Consider the following 24,381-nt stretch of genomic DNA (forward strand, 5'->3'; position numbering starts at 1 on the left):
GCGCTGCTGTCGCGGAGTCCGGGACGGCGCGAGTCAGCTCCGGGACGGGTAGTCGCCGGTCGCGAGGTCGTCGAGGAGGCTCGGGTGCGTCGCCTGCCAGCCGTAGGTGCGGCGGGTCCAGGCGCTGGACGCGGGCTGATCCATCGCGAAGATCTCGCCGAGGGGGCCGAACGTCTCCGTCGGCACCTGCTCGACCGGGAGACCGAGGCGCTCGCCGATGACCGTGGCGATCGCGAGCATGGTGTCGCCCTCGTCGGCGACCGCGTTGACCGCGGTGCCCGCCTCGCCCCGCTCGATCATCAGGCGGAAGAGGCTCGCGGCGTCACGGCGGTGGACCGCCGGCCAGCGCTGGCCGCCGTCGCCGACGTAGGCGGAGACTCCGGAGCTCTGCGCGGCCTGGATCAGGAGACCGGCGAAGCCGTAGGCGACGTCGCGCTCGTGCACCGAGCGGGGGAGGCGGACGGCACTCGTGCGCACGCCCCGGCTCGCGAGGTCGAGGAGGCGGGCGGCGTTGACGCCGCGGCCGCCGACCGGGCCGGTCGTCGTCAGCGGATCCTGCTCCGTCGCGACCGCGCCCGCGGAGAAGGTGGTGCCCGAGACGAGCGAGAACGGCTTGCCGGAGCCCACGAGCGCGGCGCCGATCGCGTCCATCGCCGCGCCCTCCTCGGCGATGCTCCGATCGAGGTCGGAGAAGTCGTTGCTGAAGGCCAGGTGGATCGCGCCGTCGGTGGCACGGGCGCGGTCCGCCAGCAGGTCGAGGTCGCCGAGCTCGCCGCGGACGGGATCGCCGCCCGCCGCGAAGACCCGGTCGGCGGCGGCGTCCGAGCGAGCGAGGCCGAGCACCTCGTGCCCGTGGGCGACGAGGTCCTCGGTGACGGCGAGGCCGATGGCGCTCGATGCTCCGGTGAGGAAGATGCGCATGGGAGGACTCCTTCTGAGTGATGGGACCGATATCCCATCACCATAGCCCCGCGATGCGACTCCTGTCGCGTCACGGTAGGATCTCCCCATGCCACGCTGGGAACCCGACGCCCGCGAGCGGTTCGTCTCCGCTGCCCTGCACCTCTTCACCGAGCAGGGCTACGACGAGACCACGGTGGCGCAGATCGCCGACCGCGCCGGGCTGACGCGGAGCACCTTCTTCCGGCACTTCCCCGACAAGCGCGACGTGCTCGCCGCCGGTCAGGAGACGCTCTCGGCGCTCCTCGCGCAGGGGGTGCGCGAGGCGCCGGCCGGGGCGACGCCGATGCAGGCGGTCGCCGCCGGGCTGGTGTCGGCCTCCGCCGCGATGACGCCCTTCAACCGCGAGCTCGGGCCGCGGCTCGAGGCGGTGATCGCCACCAGCGCCGAGCTGCAGCAGCGGGCCCTGCTGAAGAAGGTCGGCATGGCGACGGCGATGGCCGACGCCCTTCGCGAGCGAGGGGTCGCCCCGGCGGTCGCCGATGCCGCCGCCGAGCTCGGAGTGCTCGCCTTCAAGGAGTCGTTCGCCGAGTGGTCCGAGGGCCGGGACGGCGAGCTGGCGGCTCTGGCCACCGCCGCGCTCGACCGCCTGCGGGAGGCGCTGACGCAGCTCGGCTGAGCCCGCGCCGTCAGCCGGTGTGCTCCCAGTGGTCCCGGCCGCTCCGGCGCCACTGCTGGCGCGGTCCGTCCGACTCCGTCGCGGTGTCCGTCAGCCACAGGGTGCTGTCCGGGGCCCAGCCGGCGATCACGGAGGCGAACCCGTCGTCGACCGGGATCAGCCGGGTCGCGCTCGAGAGGTAGCCGAGCGCGGTGAGGTGCACGGCGTCCCACTCGGCGGCGACGCGCTGCCAGTCCGGGATCAGCCAGCGGCCCTCGCCGCCGGTCACCCGGCACCAGTCGTGCCGGCGGGCGGCGGTGACCTCGGCGGGGTAGGCGCGGCAGAGCGCGGCCCAGTCGTCGGCACTGTCGAGCTCGAGCGTGCGGCCCGCGCCGGTCACCGGGATCACGGTCGCGGCGTCGAGTCCGGCGGCGTCCTCGACCAGCTCCAGCAGGTCCTCGATCCGGGACTGCGTGCGCAGCAGCCGCAGGGGGAGCGACCACCAGGAGCCGGAGAAGCTCGCGCGCGGGTCGGCCGGGCGCTCGCGCGCGGACTGCTCCTCGTCGGCGCGGCGGGCGGCGGACCACTCGTCCAGGAGCGCGGCGGCGCCGGTCGGGAGCGGGCGGGCCGTGTCGGCGCGCCAGTCGACGGCCCACTGCTCCCCGGTGGCGGGGCTCGTCCACGTCGCCGCGGCAGGGGAGGCGAGCACGCGCTCGGCGACGGGGAGCAGCGCGGCGCGGAGCTCCGGCAGTGCGGCGAGGACGTCCTCGGCGTCGGGCTCCTGCCAGGAGTACGCGGTGTCGACGCTCCTGCGGAACGCGGCGCGGACCGCGTCGTCCTGCGCGGGGGTCGGCGGGAGTGCCACGATCAGCGCGGCGAGGCTCTCGAGAGTGGGGACGGGCAGATCGCGAGCGTCCGCGCCGTCCTCGGAGGCGTAGAGCAGAACCGACTGCCCGCCGCCGCCCGCGGCGTGCGCGAGCAGGAACGCCGCAGTGTGCAGCGCGGGATCCGCCGCCGTCGCGTACTCCCAGCAGAGGCGGCGCCCCCGGGGCCCGCTGAGGAGGACGTCGGCTGCAGCACTCATGTGCCCACTATGCCCGGCGGCGGCGCCGAGGCGTCCCCGAACGGTCGAGGCGTCCCGGTGCAGGTGGACGTCTCGACGGTTCGAGGACGCCTCGACTGCCGCCGGTGCGGGCGTCAGGCGTCGGGGTTCATCCAGAAGGGGGAGTAGTGGTAGCCGTCGGGGTCGTCGAACTGGCGCTGGTACATGAACGGGTACTCGTCGGTGTCGCCGATGCGGCCGCCCGCGGCGCCGGCGCGCTCGGTCAGCTCGTCGACGGCCTCGCGGCTGCCGAGGTCGAAGGAGACGGTCATCTTGGACGGGGTGTCCGGGCCGCCGATCAGCTCCTCGGTGCCGCCGACACTCGCGTACATCTCGCGGCTGCTGAGCATCAGGTACTGGTCCGGCGCGATCGCGAAGCAGGCGACGCTCTCGTTCGACATCGCCTCGTTGCGCGTCCAGCCGAGGGCGGTGTAGAAGGCGGTGGCGCGCTCGACGCTCGCGACGGGGCAGGAGAGGTAGAGGCTCATGCGGGCAACACTGCACAGAAGCGCGCGGCACGACAAGAGGCGGAGGAGCATCCGCGCCCGGAGCGACCGCCGCGCGTCTGCCAGAGTGCTGGCATGCCCTCTCCGCAGACCCTGACCGAGGAGGACCGCCGGCTCGTCGCCGCCTGGGCCGCCGACTGCGCCGAGCAGGTCCTCCCGCTGTTCGAGGCGGAGGCCCCCGACGACGACCGGGCACGGGACGGCATCGCGCGGGCACGCGCCTTCGCCCGCGGCGAGCTGAGCGCGGCCGGGGAGATCCGGCGCCGGTTCGAGGCGGGCCGGGCGTCGCAGTCGGCGGCGTCGCCCGCGGCGAAGGCGGCGGCCTGGTCGGCGGGACAGGCCTCCGGAGTCGCGCACCTCGGCGCGCACGCCCTCGGCGCCGCGGCGTTCGCTGCCAAGGCGGCCGAGCTGGCCGATCCGGGGCACGGCGGCGCGGCCGAGATCGACCGGCAGCTGGCGGGGATGAGCGCCCCGGTGCGGACGGCTCTGGCGCGCCTACCGCTGCTCGGTGAGGACCCGTCCGGTCCGCTCGGGCCGGGACTCCTGGCCTCCGGCGCGCTCGGTGCATTCATCCGCACGCTGCAGGCGGCGCTCGCCGCGGGGGACGATCGGTAGAGAGGGAGTCGGCGGCGGTGTCTCCGCCCGGGCAGCCGCACCGGAGCCTCAGTCGCTCGGGAGCAGTCGACACCGACGCAGTCGGCACCGACAAGGGTGGATCTCGATACGCCCGCTTCGCGAGCTACTCGATCAGCAAGTGCATGCTGGTCGAGTAGCCCCGCAGGGGCGTATCGAGACCCGCCCACCGCAGAGACGTCGGGTCTAAGGGCCCTCGTGCGGGCGGTGGTGGATCTCGATACGCCCGCTGCGCGGGCTACTCGATCAGCATGAAGTCCCGCTCCGGTCGGAGGAATCGCCGGAGGCGCCTCAGCGGCGGCGGCTCCGAAGGACGGCCGAGAGGAGGACCAGGGCGGCGGCGGCCAGCGCCCACGGACCGGTGAAGACGAGTGCGCGCTCGATCGGACGCCAGAACGGGACGACGAGTCCGCCCAGGAGCAGCCCGGCTCCGCCGCCGCCGAGGGCGTTCGCCACGACCTGCGCGGCCAGGCGCCCTCCGCTGCTCGTCCAGACGCGCTCGATCAGGCGGTCCAGCAGGTACGTCGCGGCGCCGACCGGCAGGCTCGCCACCGCCGCGCAGACGGCGAGCCCGCCGAGGGCGAGGAGGACGAAGGACGAGTCGGCCGACAGGGGAGTGGGCGCCGTCCCGTTCGCGCTGTCGACGAGCGCCCCGATCGCGAGCGGCACGAGCGCCAGCATCGCGCCCAGCACGGCGCGGACGGCGTGCTCGCGCCCGCGGGCTCCGGGTGCGCGGTCGGCCGAGCCTCCGGGTCGTGCGCCGCTCACGAGCACCTCCGTGTCGCCGGCACCGAGGAGACCGCCGGCGCGAGGGCGGCGAGGATCTCGCGACCACCGGACAGGCCGGCATTGAGCACGACTTCGACGACGGGGTCCCGGCCGTAGGTCGTCGCCGTGACGACGGCCTCGTCGCTGTCGTCGATCGTCCAGTCGACGTCGCGCTCGGTGATGCACTCGGCGGAGGGACCGGGGTCGGCCACCCCGCAGCGCAGGAGCACCTGCGCCGGGTCACCCCACGCCCCGGTGCCCTGGGCGTCCGTCTCCCGTTGCGCGAGATCGACGACGTCGGAGGGGAGGCGCACCACGATCTCGGCGCAGTCGACGGCGGCCGCGGCAGGGGCGGCCGCCATCGGCACGGCGCCGCTGCACCCGGCGACCGAGAGCGCGATCAGCACGGCTATCGGCAGCACGCGGCCTAGGCGAACGGCGGAGGAGGACACCCGGCGATCCTGTCAGTCCTCCGCGGTCCGCCGCCGCACGCCGCCGTCGAGCACGCGGTCGAGCCAGTCGCGCAGCAGCTCCCGCTCGGCGGGCCGGAGATCGGCGAGCCGCGCGGCGAGGGCGCGGACGGCGACGACGGCGGCGAGTGGCGCGTCGTCCGCGGCAGGCGGCTGCTCGGTCAGGATCCCGGCGAGCACGGCCTCGAACGCGGCGTCGGCGAGACCCGCGTCGCGCTCGGCCGCGGGGGAGGAGAGCAGGGTCGTCACGACGCCGGTCCCCGCCGTCTGGATCAGCCCGACGGCGCGCTCCTCGGGGACGCGGAGGCGACCGGCGGCCGCGACCCGGCGGACCCGCGCCGCGAGAACCCGCCTCCCCGACTTCGCCGCCGGCGAGGCCGCCGCGCGGGAAGGGTCGCTGAGCAGGCGGAAGAGTGAGGGATTCGCGAGGCCGAACTCGATCTGCGCCGCCCAGCCGGCGCGGAGATCCTCGATCGGGTCGACGTCGCCGGCCGCGGCCTCCTCGACGACGGCCGACTTCTCGGCGACCCAGCTGCTCAGCACGTGCTCGGCCACCGCCTCGAGCAGGCCGTCCTTGTCGCCGAAGAGCCGGTAGATCGCCGGAGCCTGCAGGCCGGCCGCCTCCGCGACGCCGCGGGTGGTGACGGCCGATGGGCCGGCCTCGCGCAGGAGGCGGGCTGCCGCGTCGACGATGCGGGCTCGGGTGTCCGTGGGGGGCGCGGTCATGGATCGACGATATCGCACTCTTGCTATCGCTGGTATTCCAGGGTTATCGTTCGAGCAGTATCACCGATACCCCGGCGGTCCCCCCCATCGAAAGGCCCTCCATGATCATCGTCACCGGCGCCACCGGAGCGCTCAACGGCGCCACCGTCGACCACCTCCTCGACTCCCTGCCCGCCAGCGAGATCGTCGTCGTCGCGCGGGACCCCGCGAAGGCGGCGCGCTTCGCCGACCAGGGTGTCGTGGTGCGGCGCGGTGACTACGCCGATCCCGCGTCCCTGCCCGGCGCGTTCGCGGGCGCCGACCAGCTGCTGCTCGTCTCCTCGAACGACCCGGGGGCCGACGCGCCGGCTCTGCACCGCGCCGCGGTCGAGGCCGCCGTCGAGGCCGGGGTCGGCCGCATCCTCTACACCAGCCACCAGGGCGCCTCGCCCGACACCCCGTTCGGCCCCGGCCGCGATCACGCCGCGACCGAGCGGCTGCTGGCGGAGTCGGGAGTCGCCTGGACCTCGCTGCGGAACGGCTTCTACGCCCACAGCCTCGCGTTCTTCCTCGGGGACTGGCGCTCGACCGGCGTCATCGAGGTGCCGTCCGACGGCCCCGTCTCGTGGACGGCCCGGGAGGACGCGGCGGAGGCCGCCGCTCTCCTCCTGCTCGCGGACGAGGCGCACGACGGACCGGTCACCCTCACCGCCCTCGAGGCCCCGACCTTCGCGGAGGTCGCGGAGCTCGCCGCGCACGTCGCGGGACGGCCGATCGAGTTCCGGATCCTCGGCGACGACGAGTGGCTCGCGCGCCGCGTCGCCGCCGGGCAGCCGGAGCCGCAGGCGCGGTTCCTGCTCGGCATGCACCAGGCGGCGGCGGCCGGCTTCTTCGCGGGGACGGACCCGACGCTCGCGACTCTGCTGGGACGCGAGCCGCGCACGGTCCGGGAGCTGCTGGCCGCGGCCGACGGGCGCTGACCGGCCCGCGGACGTCCGGCTCGTCGGAACCGCCCGGGCTCGTGGAACCCGCGTGCTCCGACGAGCCGGTGCAGGTTCCGCGAGCCCGAGCTCGGCGGTCACCGCTCCTCGGCGCGCGGGATCCGCGCCGGCACAGGGCGGGGACGAGGCCGGCGCCTCCCGGGCCGTGCACCGCTCGTTCTCCCGCCGTTGGCCGGGCGGCGCTAGCGTGCCGGCCATGGCGGAGCGAGAGACGGTGCGCACGTCCGCGCCGAACGCGCGGAGCGGACAGGGATCGCCGCGCGGGGCGCTGCTCGCCGCCGCGCTCCTGCTCGGGGCGGCGCTGCTGCAGCTGCAGGCCTCGCTGCAGCGCTGGGTCGCCGCGAGCGAGGGCTGGACGCGGACGGACCGGTCGGTCGAGGACCATCTCTTCGACTACATGATCCCCGCGGATCCGTGGGAGCCCCTCGGCACGGCGGCGCAGGTGCACGGCGCCGGCCTGCTGCTGATCGCCGTAGCCCTGCCGGTGTCGGCGCGGGCGATCGGCGGGGGCGCGCTCCTCCGACTGACGGCGCTCGTGGTCGCCGGCGTCCTCGGGCTGAACGGGCTGCACGGGGTGCTGTCGGGGCTGATCGGCGCGCCCACTCCGCTCCAGCTCCCCTTCCTGCAGATGATGCTCGGGCTGGTGCCCGTCGTCGGCCTCGGTGCCCTCGCCGCGAAGGCCTACCGGAGGTCGGTGTCGGCGGCGCTGGCGTACGCCTGCCTGCTCGGCAGCACCCTACCGGGACTGCTGATCGCGACCTTCGTCGTCGCGCCCGCGATCACCGGCTACCAGTCCTTCGACACGACCCCGTGGACGGAGACCGTCGTCGCCGTGACCGTCGCCGCCGCGGGCTGCGCGATGCTCAGCGCCGCCGCCGTCCTGGCGCTGCGCAGTCGCGCGCGGCGGCGAGGCGCCTGACTCCGAGTCACCCTCCGTCCGAACGGCGAGGCGTCCCGGTGCGGTCGAGGCGTCCACGCGGAGCAGGACGCCTCGACGGCGGCGGGACGTCTCGCCGGGTGAGCGCCGCTGGTCGGCGGCGTCGCGCCTACCTCGACTTGTCAGCGGGCCTCGCGTCCGGATCCCTGCCGAAGCGGCGGACGTCGATCTCCCGCATCTCCCGGAGCTGCGCTCGTTCGCGGTCGCTGATCGGCTCAGCCCTGCCTTCTGCGATCCTCCGCTGCAGATCGCTCGTCCCTCTGCTCACCGGCGCCACAGCGACCACCTCCACTGTCGATTCTCGTGAGGTCCGGGCGACGTTTCCACGTTCTCGTCACCTTGCAGATTCTCGATGGTCCGGTAGATCATCCGAGCCTCGGTCTCGGTCGCCTCGTTCAGCAACGCCGTCAGCGCGTCATCGGCGACATCTCGATCGGCCCGGATCGCCGAACTCGACGAGCGCAGCGCCCAGGATGCGGCTCGACGCACCCGTGGCGCGGAAGGCGGGAGCGCCGGGGCCCCGAACGACGGGGGATCGCACCCGCTAGGTGAGCGCCGCTGGCCGAGGGGCCGCGGCGCGGTCTGTCCAGTGGAGAGGCGCCTGCGGTGCCGGGGCGGGGCGGGGGAGGAGACCGGCGTCCAGGGGGGAGATGGGTGTCGATACGCCGCTGCACGGCTGCTCGAACAGCATGAAGGGGGCGCCTCTTCCCAGGAGACCCACGTGCGGGAGGCCGGTGGATCTCGACGCGCGCCCTCCGGTCGCTGCTCGATCGGCAGAGCACCGGCCGCCGTCAGCGGGGCAGGCGGTGCTCGCGCGGGCTGGCGCCGTGGTGGCGGCGGTAGGCGGCGGCGAACGCGGCGGGGGTGCCGTAGCCGCAGGCTGCGGCGATCGCGGCCACGGGGGCGTCGGAGCGGCGCAGCAGGTCGCGGCCGTGCTCCATCCGCAGGGCGGTCAGGTGCCGCATCGGCGTCGACCCGGTCGAGGCGGAGAAGCGGCGCAGGAAGTGGAAGGGGCTGAGGTGCACGAGCGCGGCGAGCTCGTCGAGGGTCACCGGGTCGGCGAGCCGGGCCGCGAGGTGGTCGGTCACCAGGGCGAGCTGCGCGCGGGAGAGCGCGGCGGTGCCCGGCGTGGGCTCCGGCAGGGAGAGCAGGTGCGCGACCAGCGCCGTGCCCACCGCGTCGGCGAGCAGGGACGGCGCTCCGGCCCGCGCGGCGCGGGCGAGCTCGAGCATCGCGGAGCGGACGAAGTCGTCGCCGACCGCGAGGAAGTCGAGCCTTTCGGCGGACGCTCCGGGGACGCCCTCCAGCACCCCGGCGACCAGCGGCGCGGCGACGGTGACGTGCAGCGAGCGGAACGTCTCGGAGCTCGTGCTGCGCCATGCCGCACGGATCTCGCGCCCCGGCGCCGTCGCGGCCGAGCGTCCCGGCGCCGCGTGCCCGTGCGCCCAGCGGCCGTGCGGTCGGGCGCTCTCGATCAGGTAGGAGCCGGCGGTCACCAGGATCAGCTGCAGAGTGTCGGACGCCGGCGCGGACACCTCGTGGTCGTGCGGATCGACGACCTCGCCCACCGCCACGCCGCTCCAGCCCGGGACAGGACCGGTCAGAGCCTCCCCTCCGCCGGTCACTGCGCCGAGCCGAACGCCCGCACCGAGACGTCGTCCCACTCGCGCCAGGTGCGCAGGCGCTCGGCGTAGAGCTCCTCGATCGCGGGCAGGACCGTCCCCAGGATGAGCCGCGCCGGCGGGTCCTCCGCGTCGACGAGCTGCAGGATCGCGGCACTCGTCGCCGAAGGGTCGCCCACAGAGAAGTCCGGCCCGTCCGCGTGCACTGCCGCGTACTCGGGCAGCTCGGCGCTCCGGCGCGAGCCGCGTGCGAGCCAGTCGGTGGCGTAGGGACCGGGCTCGACACAGGTGATCCGGACGCCGAAGCCCGCCACCTCCTGCCGCAGCGACTCGCTCAGTCCCTCCAGCGCCCACTTCGAGGCGTGGTAGCCGCCGATGCCGGGGAAGGCACGGACGCCGCCCTCGCTCGTCACCTGCAGCAGCCGGCCCCGGGAGCGGCGCAGCGCCGGCAGCACGGCCTGGGTCACCCAGAGTGCGCCGAAGAAGTTCGTCTCCATCTGCTCGCGGATCTCGCGCTCGGTCAGCTCCTCGACCATGCCGAAGTGCCCGTAGCCGGCGTTGTTCACCACGATGTCGATCGAGCCGAAGTGCTCCTGGGCGCGGCCGACCGCGGCGAGCACGCCGTCGCGGTCGGTCACGTCCAGCGCGAGCGGGAGCAGGCGGTCGGGGAAGCGCTCCGCGAGGTCGTCGAGGCTGCGGGGGTCGCGGGCCGTGGCCGCGACGCGGTCGCCGCGCTCGAGCGCCGCCTCGGCCCAGAGCCGGCCGAAGCCGCTCGACGTGCCGGTCAGGAACCAGGTTCGGGAAGTCGTCATGCCACCACTCTCCCCGTGCCGCGATCCTTCCGGTAGCGACTGATCGGCACGCCGAGCATTCCGTGAAGGAATGGCGCGCGCATACTGGGGCGATGACCCTCGACGTGCACCCGCAGCTGCTCCGCGCCCTGGTCGCCGTGCTGCGCACCGGGTCCTTCACCGGTGCCTCCGAGCAGACCGGCTTCACCCAGTCGGCCGTCTCGAAGCAGATCGCCGCGCTCGAGGAGGCGGTCGGCGCGCCGCTCTTCCAGCGCGGTCCGCGCGGCGTCGTCCCCACCCCGGCCGCCGTCGGCGTCGCGCGGCACGCCGCGGCGATCCTCGACCACCTCGACGCCGCCGCCCGGGAGGTCGCCGACCTCGGCCGCCCGCTGCTCGGCCGCGTGCGCCTCGGCGCCTTCCCGACCGCCGCCATGCACCTCGCGCCCGAGACGATCGCCCGGGTGACCCGGGCGCATCCCGCGATCGACGTCTCCCTGCTCGAGTCCTCGACGCCCGTGCAGCTGCGGCGGCTGCGCGCCGGGCGCCTGGACGTCGCGATCGTCGCCGTCGGCTCCGAGCCGGACGGGTACGACCTCGACGGCATCGACACGGAGGCGCTGCCGGCGGCGTCCCTGCACGTCGCCGTGAGCGAGCGGCACCCGTGGGCGCACGCCCGCGCGCTCTCCGCCGACGATCTCGCGGACGCCGACTGGGTGGTCGGCCGGGGCGCGCGCGGCGAGCCGCAGTTCGGCGCATGGCCGGCCCTCGCGCAGCCGCGGGTGGTCGCCGAGATCGTCGGCTGGAGCAGCCGCCTCGGCTACGTCGCCGCGGGGCTCGGCGTCACCACCGTCCCGGCGCTCGCCATCGCCGGACTGCCGCGCGGAGTGGTCGCCGTCCCGGTCGACGGCCCGCGCTGGACGGGTCGCACCCTCCGCGTCGCCTGGTCGGGCGAGCTCGACCCCGCCGCCCGTCTCGTCCGCTCGTCCCTGCACGCGGTCGCCGCCGACATCGCTGCCGCCCACTCCGCTCCCCGCGAGATGCCACTTGTGAGCGCGACACGCCGGTAGAAGCGTGCACACCTGGCATCTCGCGGGAGGGGAGGGGCCTCAGGCGCGGACGAGGGCCCAGGCGTACTGCTCGAGGTGCACGGTGTCGACGGGGTGGCCGGTGACGAGGTCGGTGCCGGAGACGGCGACGTCGACGGGGTCCTGGCCGTGGTTGATCACCGTGAGGACGTCTCCGCGGCGGGCCGCCTCGACCCAGGGGCTCCCGGTGCGCAGCACGGGGGCGATGCCGGACTCCTGCGCGAGCCAGGCGGTCAGCGCGAGCATGCCCGCGTCGTCCGGGACAGTCGCGAGGTGGTAGGCGGTGCCCGTGCCGGTGCGCCGCGCGGTCAGTGCCGGGCTGCCCAGCGCGGGTCCGGAGGAGTAGCGGCCGAGGACCTCGACCGGCCGCTCGTCCGACGGGTCGACGAGCACCCCGAGCTCCTCCGCCAGCAGCTCGCCGCGCAGGACGCCGAAGGGAGCACCGGCGACCTCCGCGCCGGCCGCCCCGATCCCGGCGAACTCGAGGACCGTGACGCCGAGCACCTCGCGCAGCCCGACCTGGAAGCCGCCCTCGCGGAAGGCGTCGTCCTCGTCGACCACGTCGCTGAACGCGGTGACCAGCAGCCGCCCGCCCCGCTCGACGAACGCGGTGAGGTTCTGCGCCGCCGCATCGGTGAGCAGGTAGGAGTGCGCGAGCACGACGAGGTCGTAGGCGGCCAGATCCGCGGTCGGCAGCACGAGGTCGACGGCGAGGTTCTGCCGGTGCAGCGCCGAGTACCAGCGCTGCACGAGCTCGAGCAGGTCGAGCACCACCGGGTGGTCGGGGTTGCCGATCGCCCACCAGTTCTCCCAGTCCAGCACGAGTGCGATCCGGGCGCCGGAGCCGGTCGGACCGCCGCCGGCTGCCGAGAGCTCCGGCACCTCGCCGAGCACCCGGCCGAGCTCGACGACCTCGCGCCAGGTGCGCGTCCCGACGCCCGCCTGCGGCAGCATCGCCGAGTGGAACTTCTCGCTGCCCCGGCGCGACTGCCGCCACTGGAAGAAGAGCACGCCGTCGGCCCCGCGCCCGACCGCCTGCATCGACAGCGCCGCCATCTGCCCGGGCGCCTTGACGGCGTTCGAGGGCCGCCAGCTGACGGCGCCGGTCGCCTGCTCCATCAGCAGCCACGGCACACCCGGCTTGAGCGAGCGCATCAGATCGCGGGTGAACGCGGCGGTGCGGAACGACTCCGGATCGGCGGGATCGACGTAGTTGTCGTCGCTGACGACGTCGACCTCGGCCGCCCACTTCCAGTAGTCGAGCGGCGGGAAGGCGCCCATGAAGTTGGTCGTGATCGGCTGCGTCGCTCCCGACGCGCGGATGATGTCGCGCTCCATCGTGTAGAGCTCGAGCAGCGCGTCCGAGGTGAAGCGGCGGAAGTCGAGCAGCCCGGCCGGGTTGTGGCTGTACGGAGCCTTCCGCGGCGGCACGATCTCGGCGAACGACGCGTAGCGCTGCGACCAGAAGAAGGTGCCCCAGCGCCGGTTCAGCGCGTCGATGTCGCCGTACTTCCGCTCGAGCCAGACCCGGAACGCGGCGGCCGCGTCGTCGGAGTAGTCGTGGTGCAGGTGGCAGGCGTACTCGTTGTTGACGTGCCAGAGCACCACCGCGGGGTGGTCGTGGTAGCGCTCGGCGATCGCGGTGACGAGCCGGGCCGCGAGGCGCCGGTAGTCCGGAGAGGTGGGGCGGTAGGCCTGGCGGCTGCCCGGCCAGTAGGTGGCGCCGTTCTCGTCCTGCGGCAGGATGCCGGGGTAGGCGGCCGTGGCCCACGGCGGCGGCGAGGCGGTCGCGGTCGCCAGATCGACCGAGATGCCGTGCTCGTGCAGCAGATCGAGCACGCGGTCGAGCCAGCCGAAGTCGAAGGTCTCCTCGTCGGGCTGGATCCGCGCCCAGGCGAAGATGCCGAGGCTGACCGTCGTGACGCCGGCCTCGCGCATCCGCCGCGCGTCCTCCGGCCAGACGCTCTCGTCCCACTGCTCCGGGTTGTAGTCGCCTCCGTAGTGGATCATCCGTGCCGTGCGCCTTCCGTGGTCGTCGTCATCGAGTCGTGGTGGTGATCATCGCGGAGACGATCGTCGTGAGGGGTCGCGCTCAGCGCGCCGCGGGCGCCGTCCGCGACAGCCGCACGGCCAGCGCGGCGAACACCGTGCAGCCGAGCGCCGGCACGACGAGCGGCACCAGCTGCCAGGTGACCACACCGGCGAGCACCAGCGCCACCAGCAGCGCACCGGAGCCGCGCAGGTCGCGGACCGCGAGGACCGCCGCCTCGCGCAGCAGAGGGAGCCAGTGCGACTCCGGGAGCCAGAGCGCCGACGCCGTCAGCACCACGACCAGCGCACCCGCGAGCAGCGCCGCGCAGACCACCGCGACCGCGGTCGCCCCGGGCAGCGCGCCGGTCGAGGCGACCAGCAGATCGAGGCCGAGCACCGCGGAGAGCGCCAGCAGCGCGAGACCGACCGGCAGCGAGCGCAGGACGCCGGTGCGGGCCTCCGCCAGTGCCGTCCGCAGCGGCGACGGCTCGTCGAGGACGAAGCGGCGCAGGTGCCGGGCACCGACCGCGAGGGCGAGCGGCAGCGTCACGAGCGGCAGCGCGAGCAGCGTGACGAGGAGCCCCGTGAAGAGGACCTCGGCGAACAGCGCGAACCGGTTCGCCGCCCCCGGCCAGCGCAACGCCGTGCCGTCGGCGGCGGCGGCGCGCGCCTCGCGCTGCGCTCGTGACGCGCGGCTCATCCCTTGAGGCCCTGGGTGGCGACGCCGTCGACCAGGAAGCGCTGGAAGATGATGAAGAAGATCAGCACCGGCAGCAGCGCGAGCACCGAGACGGCGATGGTCGCTCCGTAGTCGGACGCCGAGGTCTGGTCGTTGTAGACGCGCAGCGCGAGCGGCAGCGGCTGCTGGTCGGGCGTGTTCAGGTAGAGCAGCGGACCGAGGAAGTCGTTCCAGCTCCAGATGAAGGCGAAGATCGACGAGGTGATCAGCGCCGGGCGGATCAGCGGGATCGTGATCGAGCCGAAGATGCGCAGGTGGCCGGCGCCGTCGATCCGCGCGGCCTCGTCGAGCTCGCGGGGCAGGTTGCGGATGAACTGCACCATCAGGAAGACGAAGAACGCTTCCGTCGCGAGGAACTTGCCGATCAGCAGCGGCCAGTAGGTGTCCATCATCCCGAGGGTGCGGAAGATCGTGTACTGCGGGATGAGCAGGACGTGCATCGGCAGCAGCAGCGTGCCGATCATCAGCGCGAAGTAGAGCGGACGGCCTCGGAAGTCGAGCCGGGCGAAGGCGTAGGCCGCCATCGAGGACGAGATCACGACTCCGATGACCGAGCCGACCGCCAGGATCGTCGAGTTGAGGAAGAACCGCCAGAGCGGGACTCCGCCGACGCCGGCGAGCACCTTGACGAAGTTGTCGAGCGTCGGGTTCTGCGGCAGCAGCGAGGTCTGCCCGCCGAACTCGCTGTTCGGCTTGAACGCGGCGGCACCCATCCAGATCAGCGGGTAGAGCACGATCGCGGTGAGCACGATCATCGCCGCGATCCAGACCAGCGTCGCGGTCTTCGGGCGCTTGCGGCGCGGGCGCCGGCGGGGCGCGGGCTCGGTCAGCGCCTGCGTGTCGGCCGAGGGGAGCGTGGTGTCGAAGGTCGTCATCGTGTGTCTCCCGAGTAGTGCACCCAGCTCTTCTGGGTCTTGAAGAGGACGAAGGCGAGGACGCCGACGAAGAGGAGGAGGACCCAGGCCATCGCCGAGGCGTAGCCCATCTGGTTGTTCGTGAAGGCGCGCGTGTAGAGGTACACGGTGTAGAAGTTCGTCGCGCCGGCCGGACCGCCGGTGCCGTTGCCGATGATGTACGCCGAGGCGAAGACCTGGAAGGCGTTGATCATCTCGAGCAGCAGGTTGAAGAAGATCACCGGCGAGAGCATCGGCAGCGTGACGCTGCGGAACTTCCGCCACGGACCCGCTCCGTCGACCATCGCGGCCTCGTAGAGCTCGGCCGGGACCTGCTTGAGGCCGGCCAGGAAGATCACCATCGGGGCGCCGAACTGCCAGACGGCCAGGATGATCATCATCGGCAGGATCAGGGCGGGGACCCCGACCCAGCCGCCGATCTGGATGCCGAAGATCTGCAGTCCGGAGTCGACCGGTCCGTCGGTCGAGAACATCGCCCGCCAGACGATGGCGATGCTGACGCTCGCGCCGATCAGCGACGGCGCGTAGAAGGCTGAGCGGAAGAAGCCGGTGCCCTTCGCGCTGTAGTTGAGCAGCATCGCCACGACGAGGGCGGCGGCGAGCTTGACCGGCGTGCCGATGAAGACGTAGGCGAGGGTGAGCTGCACCGACTGGAGGAACTTCGGGTCGCCGAACAGGCGCTCGAAGTTCCCGGTGCCGATCCACTCCGGCGCCCGGAAGAGGTTGTAGTCCGTGAACGAGAAGTAGAGGGACATCAGCATCGGGCCGAGCGTGAGCCCGACGAAGCCGATCAGCCACGGGGAGAGGAACGCGTAGCCGGCCAGGGTGTCCCGCTTCGGTCGCCGCCGCGCCTGACCGCCGACCGGACGAGGAGTGCTCGTCCGGTCGGCGAGGGGCGTGACGCGACCGTCGGCGGCGGTGCCGCTCGGGGTCGACGTCGTCGTCATGTGATGCCTTTCCTGGCCTGGATGAAGGGGATCAGTAGGAGAGGGAGCGGATCAGTTCTGGAGGGTGACGTCGGTCTCGTCGAAGAACTGCTGGACCGCCTCGTCGACACTCACGGCACCGAGGCCGAGGCTGGTGCCCAGGTCGAGGAAGTTCGCCTCGATGGCGCCGTAGCCGGCGACGGGTGCGGCCGGAGCCGTGCCGATGCGGTCCTCGACGGAGTCGAGGTAGTCGGCGACCTGCTTGTCCGGGCCCTCGAGGTTCGCACCCGCGAGCTGCTCGGAGGACGCGGGGATGCCCAGCGTGGCGCCGAAGATCTCGCCGACCTCGGGGCTGTTGATCAGGAAGTCGAGGAACGTCGCGGCGGCCTCGGGGTGCTCGGTGGCGGACGAGATCGCCTGCATCAGACCGACCTTCTGGTAGAGGTCCTTGCTGCCCTCGTCCGAGGTCGGCGGGGCGGTCATCACGATCTCGGACGCGCCGCTGTCGCCGATGTAGCCGCCGAGGAAGTTGCTCCAGCTCATCTCGCTGGTCGCGATGCCGGCGCCGAAGCCCGACTTGGGCAGCAGCTCCTGGAGGCGCGCGGCCGGCACGCCGGTGCTCGTGCGCATCTCGTCGCCCTGCTCCCAGAACGCGGCGAGGTCGTCCTCGGTGAAGCCGAGCTCGCCGTCCTCCGTGAACAGCTCCTTGCCGTCCGCGCGCAGCTGCAGCTCGAAGTTCTGGATGCGGCCGGTGTAGTCGGTGCCCCCGTAGACGGCGCCGCCGGTCTTGGCGGTGACGTCGGCGACGTACGCCGCGTAGTCCTCCCAGCTGCCGCCGCCCGCGTAGGGCTCGACGCCGTTCGCGGCGAGGAGGTCCTGGTTCTGGAAGACCGCCCAGGCGCTGTAGCCGGTGGGGATCGCGTAGGTCGCGCCGTCGAGCTCGCCGGTGGCGAGCAGCTCGGGGGAGATGGTGGTCTCGTCGACCGCGCCGCCGAAGTACTCGGACAGGTCGCCGAGCAGGCCGTTGTCGCCGTACTGGCGGAGGTAGGTGTAGTCGAACTGCATCACGTCGGGGAGTCCGCCGCCGGCCGCCTCGGTCTGGCGCTTCTCCCAGTAGCCGGGGTAGTCGGTGAAGGTCGAGTTGATGGTGATGTTCGGGTGCTCGTCCTCGAACAGCGCGATGGCCTGGTCGTAGCGGGCGGCACGGTCGTCGTTGCCCCAGAACGTGTAGTCGAGGGTGATCTCCTCGTCGGGGTCCAGGGTGGCGGAAGCCCCGGAGCCTCCACCGGAGCAGCCGGTCAGCGCGAGGGCGGCCACGGCCACGGCGGCCACCGCCGAGTAGCGCTTGCTGTGTGAGCGGAACATCGTCGTCCTTTCGAGAACATCATCGTTTCGAACCCCGAAGTGAAATGAAACGTTTCGGGAAAGCGTTTGCCCCAAAATACGGCGGCGACTTGCGCACGTCAAGCCGACGGGCCCGACGGGGTGTCGGAGCAGACCAGCACGCCGTCGACGACGGTCAGCACGGCGGCGCGCACGTGCGAGCGGCGACGCTCCACGGACGGCGGCATCGAGGCGAGCTCGCTGCCGTCCCAGCCCGGATGGGTGAAGTAGATGATCAGGGCGCGGTCCCCGCCCAGGGGCACCACGTCGGCGTGCCGGGCGACGATCGGCGCACCGTCGAGCCGCTCGGGCGCCGTCAGGATCAGACCCGACCGCTCGCTCTGCCGGCGCCAGTCGCCGACGCCGTCGGGGGAGTGGTGCACGGCCAGCCCGCGCCACTCGTCGGTGATCAGCCAGTACCGCCCGGCGAGCGGGAGGACCTTCGGCCCCTCGTGCGGGCGCCCGCCGACGGCGACGCCCTCGATCCGCCAGGACGCGGGATCGCCGGGGTCGTCGCTGACGGCGACGACGGTGCTCGAATCGCGCCGCTCGTCCTTGGCCCACAGCCGGTACCGCCCATCGCCGGTGCGCGCGACGGCGGCGTCGATCACGCGCTCCGAGCCGAGGTCGATCTCGCCGAGGAGGCGCCAGCTCTCGAGGTCGTCGCTCTCGAACTGCGCGATCGTCGCCCGCCCGCTCCAGTCGCCGGGCGCCCCGTCGATCCGGGTGAGGAACATGCACCAGCGGTCGCCGAGTCGGACGACGTCCGGCGCCCACAGCGTCGGCGGCTGCGCGGTCAGCCCGGCGTCGAGACCGGCCGCGGTGCCGCGGTACTCCCAGGTGACCCCGCCGTCTCGCGACACCGCGACTCCGACGGCGCTGCCGTGCACCCACTCGACCCCGCAGAGATCCAGCGTCGCGCGCCGCTGGGTGTAGAACAGGCGCCACTCGCCCCGGAGGGTGTCCGCGACCAGCACCGGGTCGGTCGGGCCGTCGAAGACGGGGTCGCAGTAGGGCACGGCGAAGGCGTCCTCGCGCAGGGGCATCGGCTCGATCATCGGGTCCTCCGGGTCGGATGCGCCGGCTCTCCCGGCGCGGGTCGGTCCGATGCACCCTAGCCAGGAAAACGCTTGCCGGGAGGACGCGGCCCCGGGTAGCGTCGAGGTCACGTCCCCGCCGGAGCGGCCGCTCCCGGCCGCGCTGGGGCGCTCGGATCGGAGTCGACCGTCTCGTGAGAGAAGCCCGCGCCTCGCAGGCCCCGCTGCTGCTCGACCGCCGCCACCCCGGGCGCTCCGCCCTCCGGCTGCTCGGCCGCTACCGCCCGCGGGTGGTCGTGGCCGTGCTGTTCTTCGCGGTCAAGGACACGCCGCTCTGGCTGCTCCCGGTCGTCACCGGCGCGATCGTCGACGTCGTCGTCGCCGGCGGTCCGGAGTCGACACTCTGGCTGTGGGCCGGCATCGCCCTGGTCGCGCTGCTGCAGAACTACCCCAACCACGTGATGTACACCCGGCTCTACATGAGCGCCGTGCGCCAGACCGGGACCGACCTGCGCAACGCCCTCGCCGCCCGGCTGCAGAACCTCTCGATCGGCTTCCACTCCCGCGCGAGCTCCTCGGTCGTGCAGACCAAGGTCGTCCGCGACGTCGAGAACATCGAGGTGATGTACCAGCAGGTCGGCCATCCGCTGCTCTCCGCGACGATGGTGGCGATCGGCGCGATCGTCATGACCGCCATCGAGGTGCCCGCCTTCCTCCCCGTCTACGCCTGCGCGATCCCGCTCGCGGTGCTGCTGCGCGCCTTCCTCGGCCGCCGCTCCCGGCAGAGCAACGAGCAGTTCCGCCGCGAGGTCGAGCACTTCTCGGCGCGGGTCGGCGAGATGGCCACGCTGATCCCGATCACCCGCGCGCACGGCCTCGAGCAGACCGCGGTCGCCCGGGTCGCCGCGGGCGCCGAGGGCGTCCGCTCCGCCGGCTACAGCCTGGATCTGCTGAACGGCCGCTTCGCCTCGCTCTCCTGGGTGAGCCTCCAGCTGCTCGGCATCGCCTGCCTCGTGCTCGCCGCCTGGGTCTCGATCAGCGGCTGGCTGCCGATCACGCCCGGGCAGGTCGTCCTGCTCAGCTCCTACTTCGCGCTGCTGACCGGGGCGATGACCAACCTGCTGATGCTGCTGCCCGTGATCGCCCGCGGCACCGAGTCGATCCGCTCCATCGGCGAGCTGCTCGAGGACCCGGACCTCGAGCAGAACGAGGGCAAGGCGCAGGCGGCCGAGGTGCGCGGCCGGATCCGCCTCGAGGGCGTCACCTACCGCTACGGCGCGGACGGCGCCGGTACCGAGAGCAGCGCCGACGTCGCGAGCAGCGTCGGCGTCCAGCGCATCGACCTGGACATCGAGCCGGGCCGGACGGTCGCCTTCGTCGGCTCCTCCGGCTCCGGCAAGTCGACGATGCTCAATCTGGTGCTGGGGTTCCTCCGTCCGACCGGCGGCCGCATCCTCCTGGACGGCGTCGACGCCGAGACGCTCGACCTGCGCACCTGGCGCCGCTCCGTCTCGGTCGTGCCGCAGGACTCGGTGCTCTTCGAGGGCTCGATCCGCGACAACGTGGCGTACGGACTGACCGGCGTCGGCGAGGAGCGGATCGTCGCCGCCCTCCGCGACGCGAACGCGCTGGAGTTCGTCCGTGAGCTGCCGGACGGCCTCGACTCGGTCGTCGGGGAGCGCGGTGCCCGCCTCTCCGGCGGTCAGCGCCAGCGGATCGCCATCGCCCGCGCCCTGGTCCGCGACCCGCGGGTGCTGCTGCTCGACGAGGCGACCAGCGCGCTCGACCCGGAGTCGGAGGCGGCCGTCAAGGAGGCGCTGCTGCGCCTGATGCGCGGCCGCACCACTCTGGTCGTCGCGCACCGGCTCTCGACGATCCGCTCGGCCGACACGATCGTCGTGCTCGAGCGCGGCCGGATCGTCGAGACCGGCAGCCACGAGGAGCTGCTGGCGGCGGGCGGGCGCTACGCGACGCTGCACGCGGTGCAGGCGGGGCGCTGAGCCGCCGGTCCCGCTCCCCGGCGCCGGCTCAGCCCGGCGGCCGCCCGACGCCGATCGACCAGGCGAGGGGCGGCGGCGTGCCGTTCAGCGCCCACTCGCCGACGATCCGCTGCTTGTAGATCACCGGATTGTGCGCGCCGACGGTGCGGGCGTTGCGCCAGTGCCGGTCGAGGGCGGCAGTGGCGGCGACCCCGGAGGAGCCCAGCGCGTCGAAGAGCAGGGTCGCGGCGCGCGGCACCGACTCGGTGAGCAGCACCTGGGCCCGGTAGACCTCGGCGCCGGCGGCCGGCACCAGCGCCGGATCCTCCGCAGCCTCGCCCACCGCCTCCGCCGCGACGAGCACCGCGGCCCGGGCGCCGAAGGCGATCGCCGAGATCGCTCCGACCACCTCCTGGATCTGCGCGTCGTCCCGCCCGTGATCGGCCAGGCCGTGGCTGTAGACCCGCGAGCGGGTGCGGACGGCGGCGATCGCGTCCCGCTCGACCGCGGCGGCGATCCCCGCCAGCACCGCGAGCAGCTCGAGCTGGAAGAACGGCGTCTGGTGCGGTGCCCGCAGGACGGAGGCGAAGACGTGCTCGGGCTCGACGAGCGCGTCGCTGAAGACGGTGGTCCCACTGCCCGAGAGCCGCTGGCCGAAGCCCGACCAGTCGTCGGTCGCCACGACGCCGCGCTGGTCGACGCGGACCACCACGGCGGTGTCCGTCCCGTCCTCGCGGCGCACGACGACGTCGGTCCAGTCGGCGAAGATCGTGCCGGTGGAGTAGTACTTCGTCCCGTTCACGACCAGGTCCTCGCCCCGTCGGGTGAGCGTGGTCTGCGTGACGCCGACCGCGGCCGTGCCGATCTCGCTCCAGGCGTTCCCGACCAGCTCGCCCGCGGCGAGCCGGCGCAGCCAGCCGTCGCGCGCCGGCGACGGCGGGAAGGACAGCTGGTCCTCGACGAAGGCGAAGTGGCCGCGCAGCGCCTGCGCGACGTTCGAGTCCGCCGTCGCCAGCTCGATCAGCAGGGACGCGGTCTCCCGCAGCGAGAGCCCGCGGCCGCCGTGCTCGAGCGGCACCCGCAGACCGCCGAAGCGGGCCGCGCGCAGCCGTTGGATCGGCTCGAAGGGCAGCTCGCGGTCGAGCTCGCGCTGGACGGCGCCCGCCGCGATCTCCTCGAAGACCGGGCGGAACGCGGCGCGCGCCTCCGCGAGACCCGACTGTCCGGTGCTGCTCACGTGCCCGGTGCCGCTCATGTGCCCGGTGCCGCTCACGTGTACAGGGAGAGCGGCTGGACGTCGCCGGTCAGGTAGTTCGCGCCGACCTCGAGCTTCTTGTAGTCGACGGGGTCGTGCAGCGAGTGGGTGCGGACGTTGCGCCAGTAGAGGTCGAGCCCGATCGAGCTCTTCGCGGACGAGGAGCCGGTCGCCTCGTAGATGCGGGTCGTCACGTCGAGCGCGAGCGCGTCCGTGACGATCTTCACCTTCGCGATCTCGATCGCCTGCGCGGCGCGCGACTCGGCCGTCACCGCCGCGCCGCGGGCGACCTCGGCGTCGTGCAGCGCGCCGACGCGGTCGGCCAGCGCCTCCGCGGCCGCCGTGTGCGCGACCAGCTCGCCGTAGAGCCGGCGCACGAACGGATCCTGCGCGTAGGTCTCCACGCCGGAGAGGAACCAGGAGTTCTTCCGGCCGAGGGTCAGCCCCCGCCCCTTCGCCAGCGCGCCCTGCGCGATGCCGAGGTAGAGGTTGCCGAAGCCGAGCTGGATCGACGGCGTGATCAGGGTCGCGAACGGCTCGTCGACGAGCGCGCCGAGGATCTCGGACGCGTCCACCCGCACGCCGGTGAAGCGGACCGAGCCGGAGGCGCTCTGCCGTTGGCCGAGGTAGTCCCAGTCGCCGAGCGGCTCGATGCCCTCGCGGTCGCGCGGAAGCACGAAGGTCAGCGTCTCGCCGAAGTGGTCGCCGGACGCGATCACCGCGTTGACCAGGACCGCGTCGCCCGAGGAGACACCGGTCGAGAAGCGCTTGAGCCCGTTCAGCTCGAAGCCGTCGTCGCGCGGCGTCAGCTCGAGGTCGGGGTCGACCGGATTGACCGAGTCGCCCCAGAGCCACCGGCCCTCGATCGTCGCGCGGTAGAACCGCTCGCGCTCCGACTCCGGGGCCGAGAACGCGATGTTGGCGGAGTTGACGTAGTGGTAGAGCAGGATCTGCGCGAGCGAGGCGTCGGCGGCGGCGAGGATCCGGATCACCCGGAACGCCGTGCTCCAGACCGCTCCGCCGCCGCCGAACTCGGCCGGGTCGAGCAGGTTCACGAGGCCCGAGGACCGCAGCGGCTCGAGCTCCGTGGTCGGGTCGAGGTTGCCGCGGTCGCGCTCGAGGACGTCCACCGCGAGGGTCTCGGCGACGCCGGAGGCGACGGCGTCCCAGTGCTCGTGCTCGGCGGGGGTGGCGACGCGGTCCCAGTGCGAGCGCGCACGCTCCTGGCGGGTCTCGGGGCTGGTCGGGGCGGGGGCTGTCTGGGTCATCGGACGGGCTCCGGGTCGAGGGCGGGCAGGACGGAGAGGACGCTGTCGGGCAGCCCGTCGGCGGCGCTGGGCGAGCCGGTCCAGGCGCCGCGGTAGGCGGCGGCGGGGTGCGAGTCCTTCACGCGGGCGCTGCCTGGGCCCTGGAGGTACTCGCGGAGGGTCGAGCCCTCGTACTCCTCCCAGACCCGGCCGCGCCTCCGCAGCTCGGGAACCGCGAGGTCGACGAAGTCCTCGAAGGTGCCGGGGGTCACCACGTAGGCGAGGTTGAAGCCGTCGATCCCGGCGTCGTCCACCCAGCGCTCGAGCTCGTCCGCGACGGTGCTCGGCGAGCCGACGATCACCGGGCCGATGCCGCCGATGCCGAGGTACTCCGCGACGTCGTCGGGGGTCCAGGCGCGGTCGGGGTCGGCCTTCGTGAAGATCGAGAGCGCGCTGCGCACCGCGTCGGTGTCGACGTAGTCGAGCGGCACGTCCGCCGGGAACTGCGAGAGATCGAGCCCCGCCCAGCCGCCGTAGAACGCGAGCGCCCCCTCGCGGGACGAGTACGTCTTGAAGTCGGCGTACTTGGCCTGCGCCTCGGCGTCCGTCTCGGCGACGATGACGGTCGCGAGGATCAGGATCTTCGGATCGGTGCGCGCGCGGCCGTGCTTCTCCGCGGCGTCGCGGATGGCGTCGGTGGTCCGCCGGGTGAGCTCGGGGCGGATCGCGTTGATGAAGACGGCCTCGCCGTGCTTCGCCGAGAAGTCGATGCCGCGCGGCGAGGCTCCGGCCTGGAAGATCACCGGCGTGCGCTGCGGCGACGGCTCGGAGAGGTGGATGCCCGGCACGCGGTAGTGGGTGCCGGAGTGGCCGATCGGGTGCACCTTGCGCGGGTCGGTGAAGACGCCGCGCTCGCGGTCGCGCAGCACCGCACCCTCCTCCCAGGAGCCCTCCCAGAGCTTGTAGCTGACGTCGAGGAACTCCTCGGCGATGTCGTAGCGCTCGTCGTGCGGGATCTGCCGCTCGAGCCCGAGGTTCTGCGCGGCACTGTCGAGGTAGGAGGTGACGACGTTCCAGCCGATGCGGCCCTTGGTGAGGTGGTCGAGCGTGGAGAGCCGGCGCGCGAGCGCGTACGGCTGCTCGTAGGTGGGCGAGATCGTGACGCCGAAGCCGAGGTGCTTCGTGGCCGCGGCCATCGCGGGGATCTGCAGCAGCGGGTCGTTCACGGGGACCTGCGCGGAGTCGATCAGCGCCGGACCGACGGAGCCGCGGTAGACGTCGTAGACGCCGAGCACGTCGGCGAGGAAGAGCGCGTCGAAGGTGCCTCGCTCGAGCGTCCTGGCGAGGTCGATCCAGTACTCGAGGTCGTTGTAGCGGTCGGCCTGCGAGTCGGGGTGCCGCCAGAGGCCGGGCGCCTGGTGGCCGACACAGGTCATGTCGAAGGCGTTGAGGACGATGCGGGACGCCATGTGATTCCGTTCGGTTCGGGGCTGGTGCGCTTCGGACCCTAGGAGGGACCGCCGGCACCGTGTCGGCGCGCGCGCAACCCGGCGTAACGAACGGCCGCCGTGTTGCGCCGTGTGACGCCGCGTTGCGGTGGATGACCGGCCGGCGTGACGAGCCGCCGCGCCACCGCCACGATGTCCAGCAGCACCACCCGCTCCTCCGCGGATCCGGCGCCCCACAGCATCC

Annotated in this window: 23 protein-coding genes; 6 read left to right on the plus strand and 17 right to left on the minus strand. The window is 73.5% G+C overall.

The window, feature by feature from the left end:
• Positions 1-33 precede the first annotated feature (33 nt).
• Entirely contained in the window at positions 34-921 is an 888-nt protein-coding gene (locus tag HRK28_RS16565) for an SDR family oxidoreductase (protein WP_173252428.1), read from the minus strand.
• Between the two features lie 88 nt (positions 922-1,009).
• Here HRK28_RS16565 and HRK28_RS16570 point away from each other — a divergent pair, with 88 nt between their 5' ends.
• A complete protein-coding gene (locus HRK28_RS16570; protein ID WP_173252429.1) occupies positions 1,010-1,579 on the plus strand; it encodes a TetR/AcrR family transcriptional regulator in 570 nt (189 codons plus the stop codon).
• A 10-nt stretch (positions 1,580-1,589) separates the two neighbouring features.
• Here the strand turns inward: HRK28_RS16570 and HRK28_RS16575 are convergent, their stop codons facing one another.
• Positions 1,590-2,642, minus strand: a complete 1,053-nt coding sequence (locus HRK28_RS16575) for a hypothetical protein (RefSeq protein WP_173252430.1) — start codon at positions 2,640-2,642, stop codon at positions 1,590-1,592.
• A 113-nt stretch (positions 2,643-2,755) separates the two neighbouring features.
• The gene (locus HRK28_RS16580) at positions 2,756-3,148 is read right to left on the minus strand and encodes a VOC family protein (protein ID WP_173252431.1); all 393 of its coding nucleotides are present in this window, start codon (positions 3,146-3,148) and stop codon (positions 2,756-2,758) included.
• A gap of 93 nt (positions 3,149-3,241) precedes the next feature.
• Between HRK28_RS16580 and HRK28_RS16585 the strand changes: the two genes are divergently transcribed.
• Complete coding sequence (locus tag HRK28_RS16585; protein WP_173252432.1) at positions 3,242-3,781, plus strand: putative immunity protein; 540 nt, start codon at positions 3,242-3,244, stop codon at positions 3,779-3,781.
• Between the two features lie 309 nt (positions 3,782-4,090).
• Here the strand turns inward: HRK28_RS16585 and HRK28_RS16590 are convergent, their stop codons facing one another.
• The 3 genes from HRK28_RS16590 to HRK28_RS16600 are packed head-to-tail and all read right to left on the minus strand — an operon-like array spanning position 4,091 to position 5,763.
• On the minus strand, positions 4,091-4,567 hold the full coding sequence (locus tag HRK28_RS16590) for a hypothetical protein (RefSeq protein ID WP_173252433.1): 477 nt from the start codon (positions 4,565-4,567) through the stop codon (positions 4,091-4,093).
• Positions 4,564-4,989 carry a DUF3515 family protein gene (locus HRK28_RS16595; protein ID WP_367948458.1) on the minus strand — a complete coding sequence of 142 codons (426 nt, stop codon included), beginning with the start codon at positions 4,987-4,989 and terminating at the stop codon, positions 4,564-4,566. The genes HRK28_RS16590 and HRK28_RS16595 overlap by 4 nt, the downstream gene beginning before the upstream one ends.
• 42 nt (positions 4,990-5,031) lie before the next feature.
• Positions 5,032-5,763, minus strand: coding sequence for a TetR/AcrR family transcriptional regulator (locus HRK28_RS16600; RefSeq protein ID WP_173252434.1), 732 nt, complete (start codon positions 5,761-5,763; stop codon positions 5,032-5,034).
• Between the two features lie 101 nt (positions 5,764-5,864).
• On the opposite strand from HRK28_RS16600, the gene HRK28_RS16605 reads away from it, so the two are divergent.
• Both HRK28_RS16605 and HRK28_RS16610 read left to right on the plus strand, forming a co-directional pair.
• Positions 5,865-6,722, plus strand: a complete 858-nt coding sequence (locus HRK28_RS16605) for an NAD(P)H-binding protein (protein ID WP_173252435.1) — start codon at positions 5,865-5,867, stop codon at positions 6,720-6,722.
• A 217-nt stretch (positions 6,723-6,939) separates the two neighbouring features.
• Positions 6,940-7,662 (plus strand): hypothetical protein, encoded by a 723-nt coding sequence (locus tag HRK28_RS16610; protein ID WP_173252436.1) that lies wholly within the window; start codon positions 6,940-6,942, stop codon positions 7,660-7,662.
• Positions 7,663-8,471: 809 nt separating this feature from the next.
• Here HRK28_RS16610 and HRK28_RS20905 read toward each other — a convergent pair.
• Both HRK28_RS20905 and HRK28_RS16620 read right to left on the minus strand, forming a co-directional pair.
• Entirely contained in the window at positions 8,472-9,305 is an 834-nt protein-coding gene (locus tag HRK28_RS20905; RefSeq protein ID WP_173252437.1) for an AraC family transcriptional regulator, read from the minus strand.
• Positions 9,302-10,114, minus strand: coding sequence for an SDR family NAD(P)-dependent oxidoreductase (locus HRK28_RS16620; protein ID WP_173252438.1), 813 nt, complete (start codon positions 10,112-10,114; stop codon positions 9,302-9,304). The genes HRK28_RS20905 and HRK28_RS16620 overlap by 4 nt, the downstream gene beginning before the upstream one ends.
• A gap of 92 nt (positions 10,115-10,206) precedes the next feature.
• Between HRK28_RS16620 and HRK28_RS16625 the strand changes: the two genes are divergently transcribed.
• Positions 10,207-11,160, plus strand: coding sequence for a LysR family transcriptional regulator (locus HRK28_RS16625; protein WP_173252439.1), 954 nt, complete (start codon positions 10,207-10,209; stop codon positions 11,158-11,160).
• Between the two features lie 39 nt (positions 11,161-11,199).
• Here the strand turns inward: HRK28_RS16625 and HRK28_RS16630 are convergent, their stop codons facing one another.
• The 6 genes from HRK28_RS16630 to HRK28_RS16655 form a co-directional block, all read right to left on the minus strand.
• Positions 11,200-13,188, minus strand: coding sequence for a beta-galactosidase (locus HRK28_RS16630; protein ID WP_173252440.1), 1,989 nt, complete (start codon positions 13,186-13,188; stop codon positions 11,200-11,202).
• A gap of 82 nt (positions 13,189-13,270) precedes the next feature.
• Positions 13,271-13,909, minus strand: a complete 639-nt coding sequence (locus tag HRK28_RS16635; protein ID WP_173252441.1) for a hypothetical protein — start codon at positions 13,907-13,909, stop codon at positions 13,271-13,273.
• Entirely contained in the window at positions 13,906-14,823 is a 918-nt protein-coding gene (locus HRK28_RS16640; RefSeq protein ID WP_173252442.1) for a carbohydrate ABC transporter permease, read from the minus strand. Before HRK28_RS16640 ends, HRK28_RS16635 begins: the two co-directional genes overlap by 4 nt.
• Positions 14,820-15,809, minus strand: coding sequence for a carbohydrate ABC transporter permease (locus HRK28_RS16645; protein ID WP_173252443.1), 990 nt, complete (start codon positions 15,807-15,809; stop codon positions 14,820-14,822). The genes HRK28_RS16640 and HRK28_RS16645 overlap by 4 nt, the downstream gene beginning before the upstream one ends.
• Before the next feature lie 51 nt (positions 15,810-15,860).
• Positions 15,861-17,153 carry an ABC transporter substrate-binding protein gene (locus HRK28_RS16650; RefSeq protein ID WP_173252444.1) on the minus strand — a complete coding sequence of 431 codons (1,293 nt, stop codon included), beginning with the start codon at positions 17,151-17,153 and terminating at the stop codon, positions 15,861-15,863.
• Positions 17,154-17,251: 98 nt separating this feature from the next.
• A complete protein-coding gene (locus tag HRK28_RS16655; RefSeq protein WP_254304988.1) occupies positions 17,252-18,217 on the minus strand; it encodes a glycoside hydrolase in 966 nt (321 codons plus the stop codon).
• A 185-nt stretch (positions 18,218-18,402) separates the two neighbouring features.
• On the opposite strand from HRK28_RS16655, the gene HRK28_RS16660 reads away from it, so the two are divergent.
• Positions 18,403-20,208: an ABC transporter ATP-binding protein gene (locus tag HRK28_RS16660; RefSeq protein ID WP_367948459.1), complete on the plus strand. Its 1,806-nt coding sequence runs from the start codon at positions 18,403-18,405 to the stop codon at positions 20,206-20,208.
• A gap of 28 nt (positions 20,209-20,236) precedes the next feature.
• On the opposite strand, the gene HRK28_RS16665 is transcribed toward HRK28_RS16660, so the two are convergent.
• The 3 genes from HRK28_RS16665 to HRK28_RS16675 are packed head-to-tail and all read right to left on the minus strand — an operon-like array spanning position 20,237 to position 24,158.
• Positions 20,237-21,460, minus strand: a complete 1,224-nt coding sequence (locus HRK28_RS16665) for an acyl-CoA dehydrogenase family protein (protein ID WP_367948460.1) — start codon at positions 21,458-21,460, stop codon at positions 20,237-20,239.
• On the minus strand, positions 21,457-22,710 hold the full coding sequence (locus tag HRK28_RS16670) for an acyl-CoA dehydrogenase (RefSeq protein ID WP_173252447.1): 1,254 nt from the start codon (positions 22,708-22,710) through the stop codon (positions 21,457-21,459). The genes HRK28_RS16665 and HRK28_RS16670 overlap by 4 nt, the downstream gene beginning before the upstream one ends.
• A complete protein-coding gene (locus tag HRK28_RS16675) occupies positions 22,707-24,158 on the minus strand; it encodes an LLM class flavin-dependent oxidoreductase (protein ID WP_173252448.1) in 1,452 nt (483 codons plus the stop codon). Before HRK28_RS16675 ends, HRK28_RS16670 begins: the two co-directional genes overlap by 4 nt.
• Positions 24,159-24,381: the final 223 nt, after the last annotated feature.

Origin of the sequence: Rathayibacter sp. VKM Ac-2835 (genome assembly GCF_013266705.1) — a bacterium.
GTDB lineage: Bacteria > Actinomycetota > Actinomycetes > Actinomycetales > Microbacteriaceae > Rathayibacter.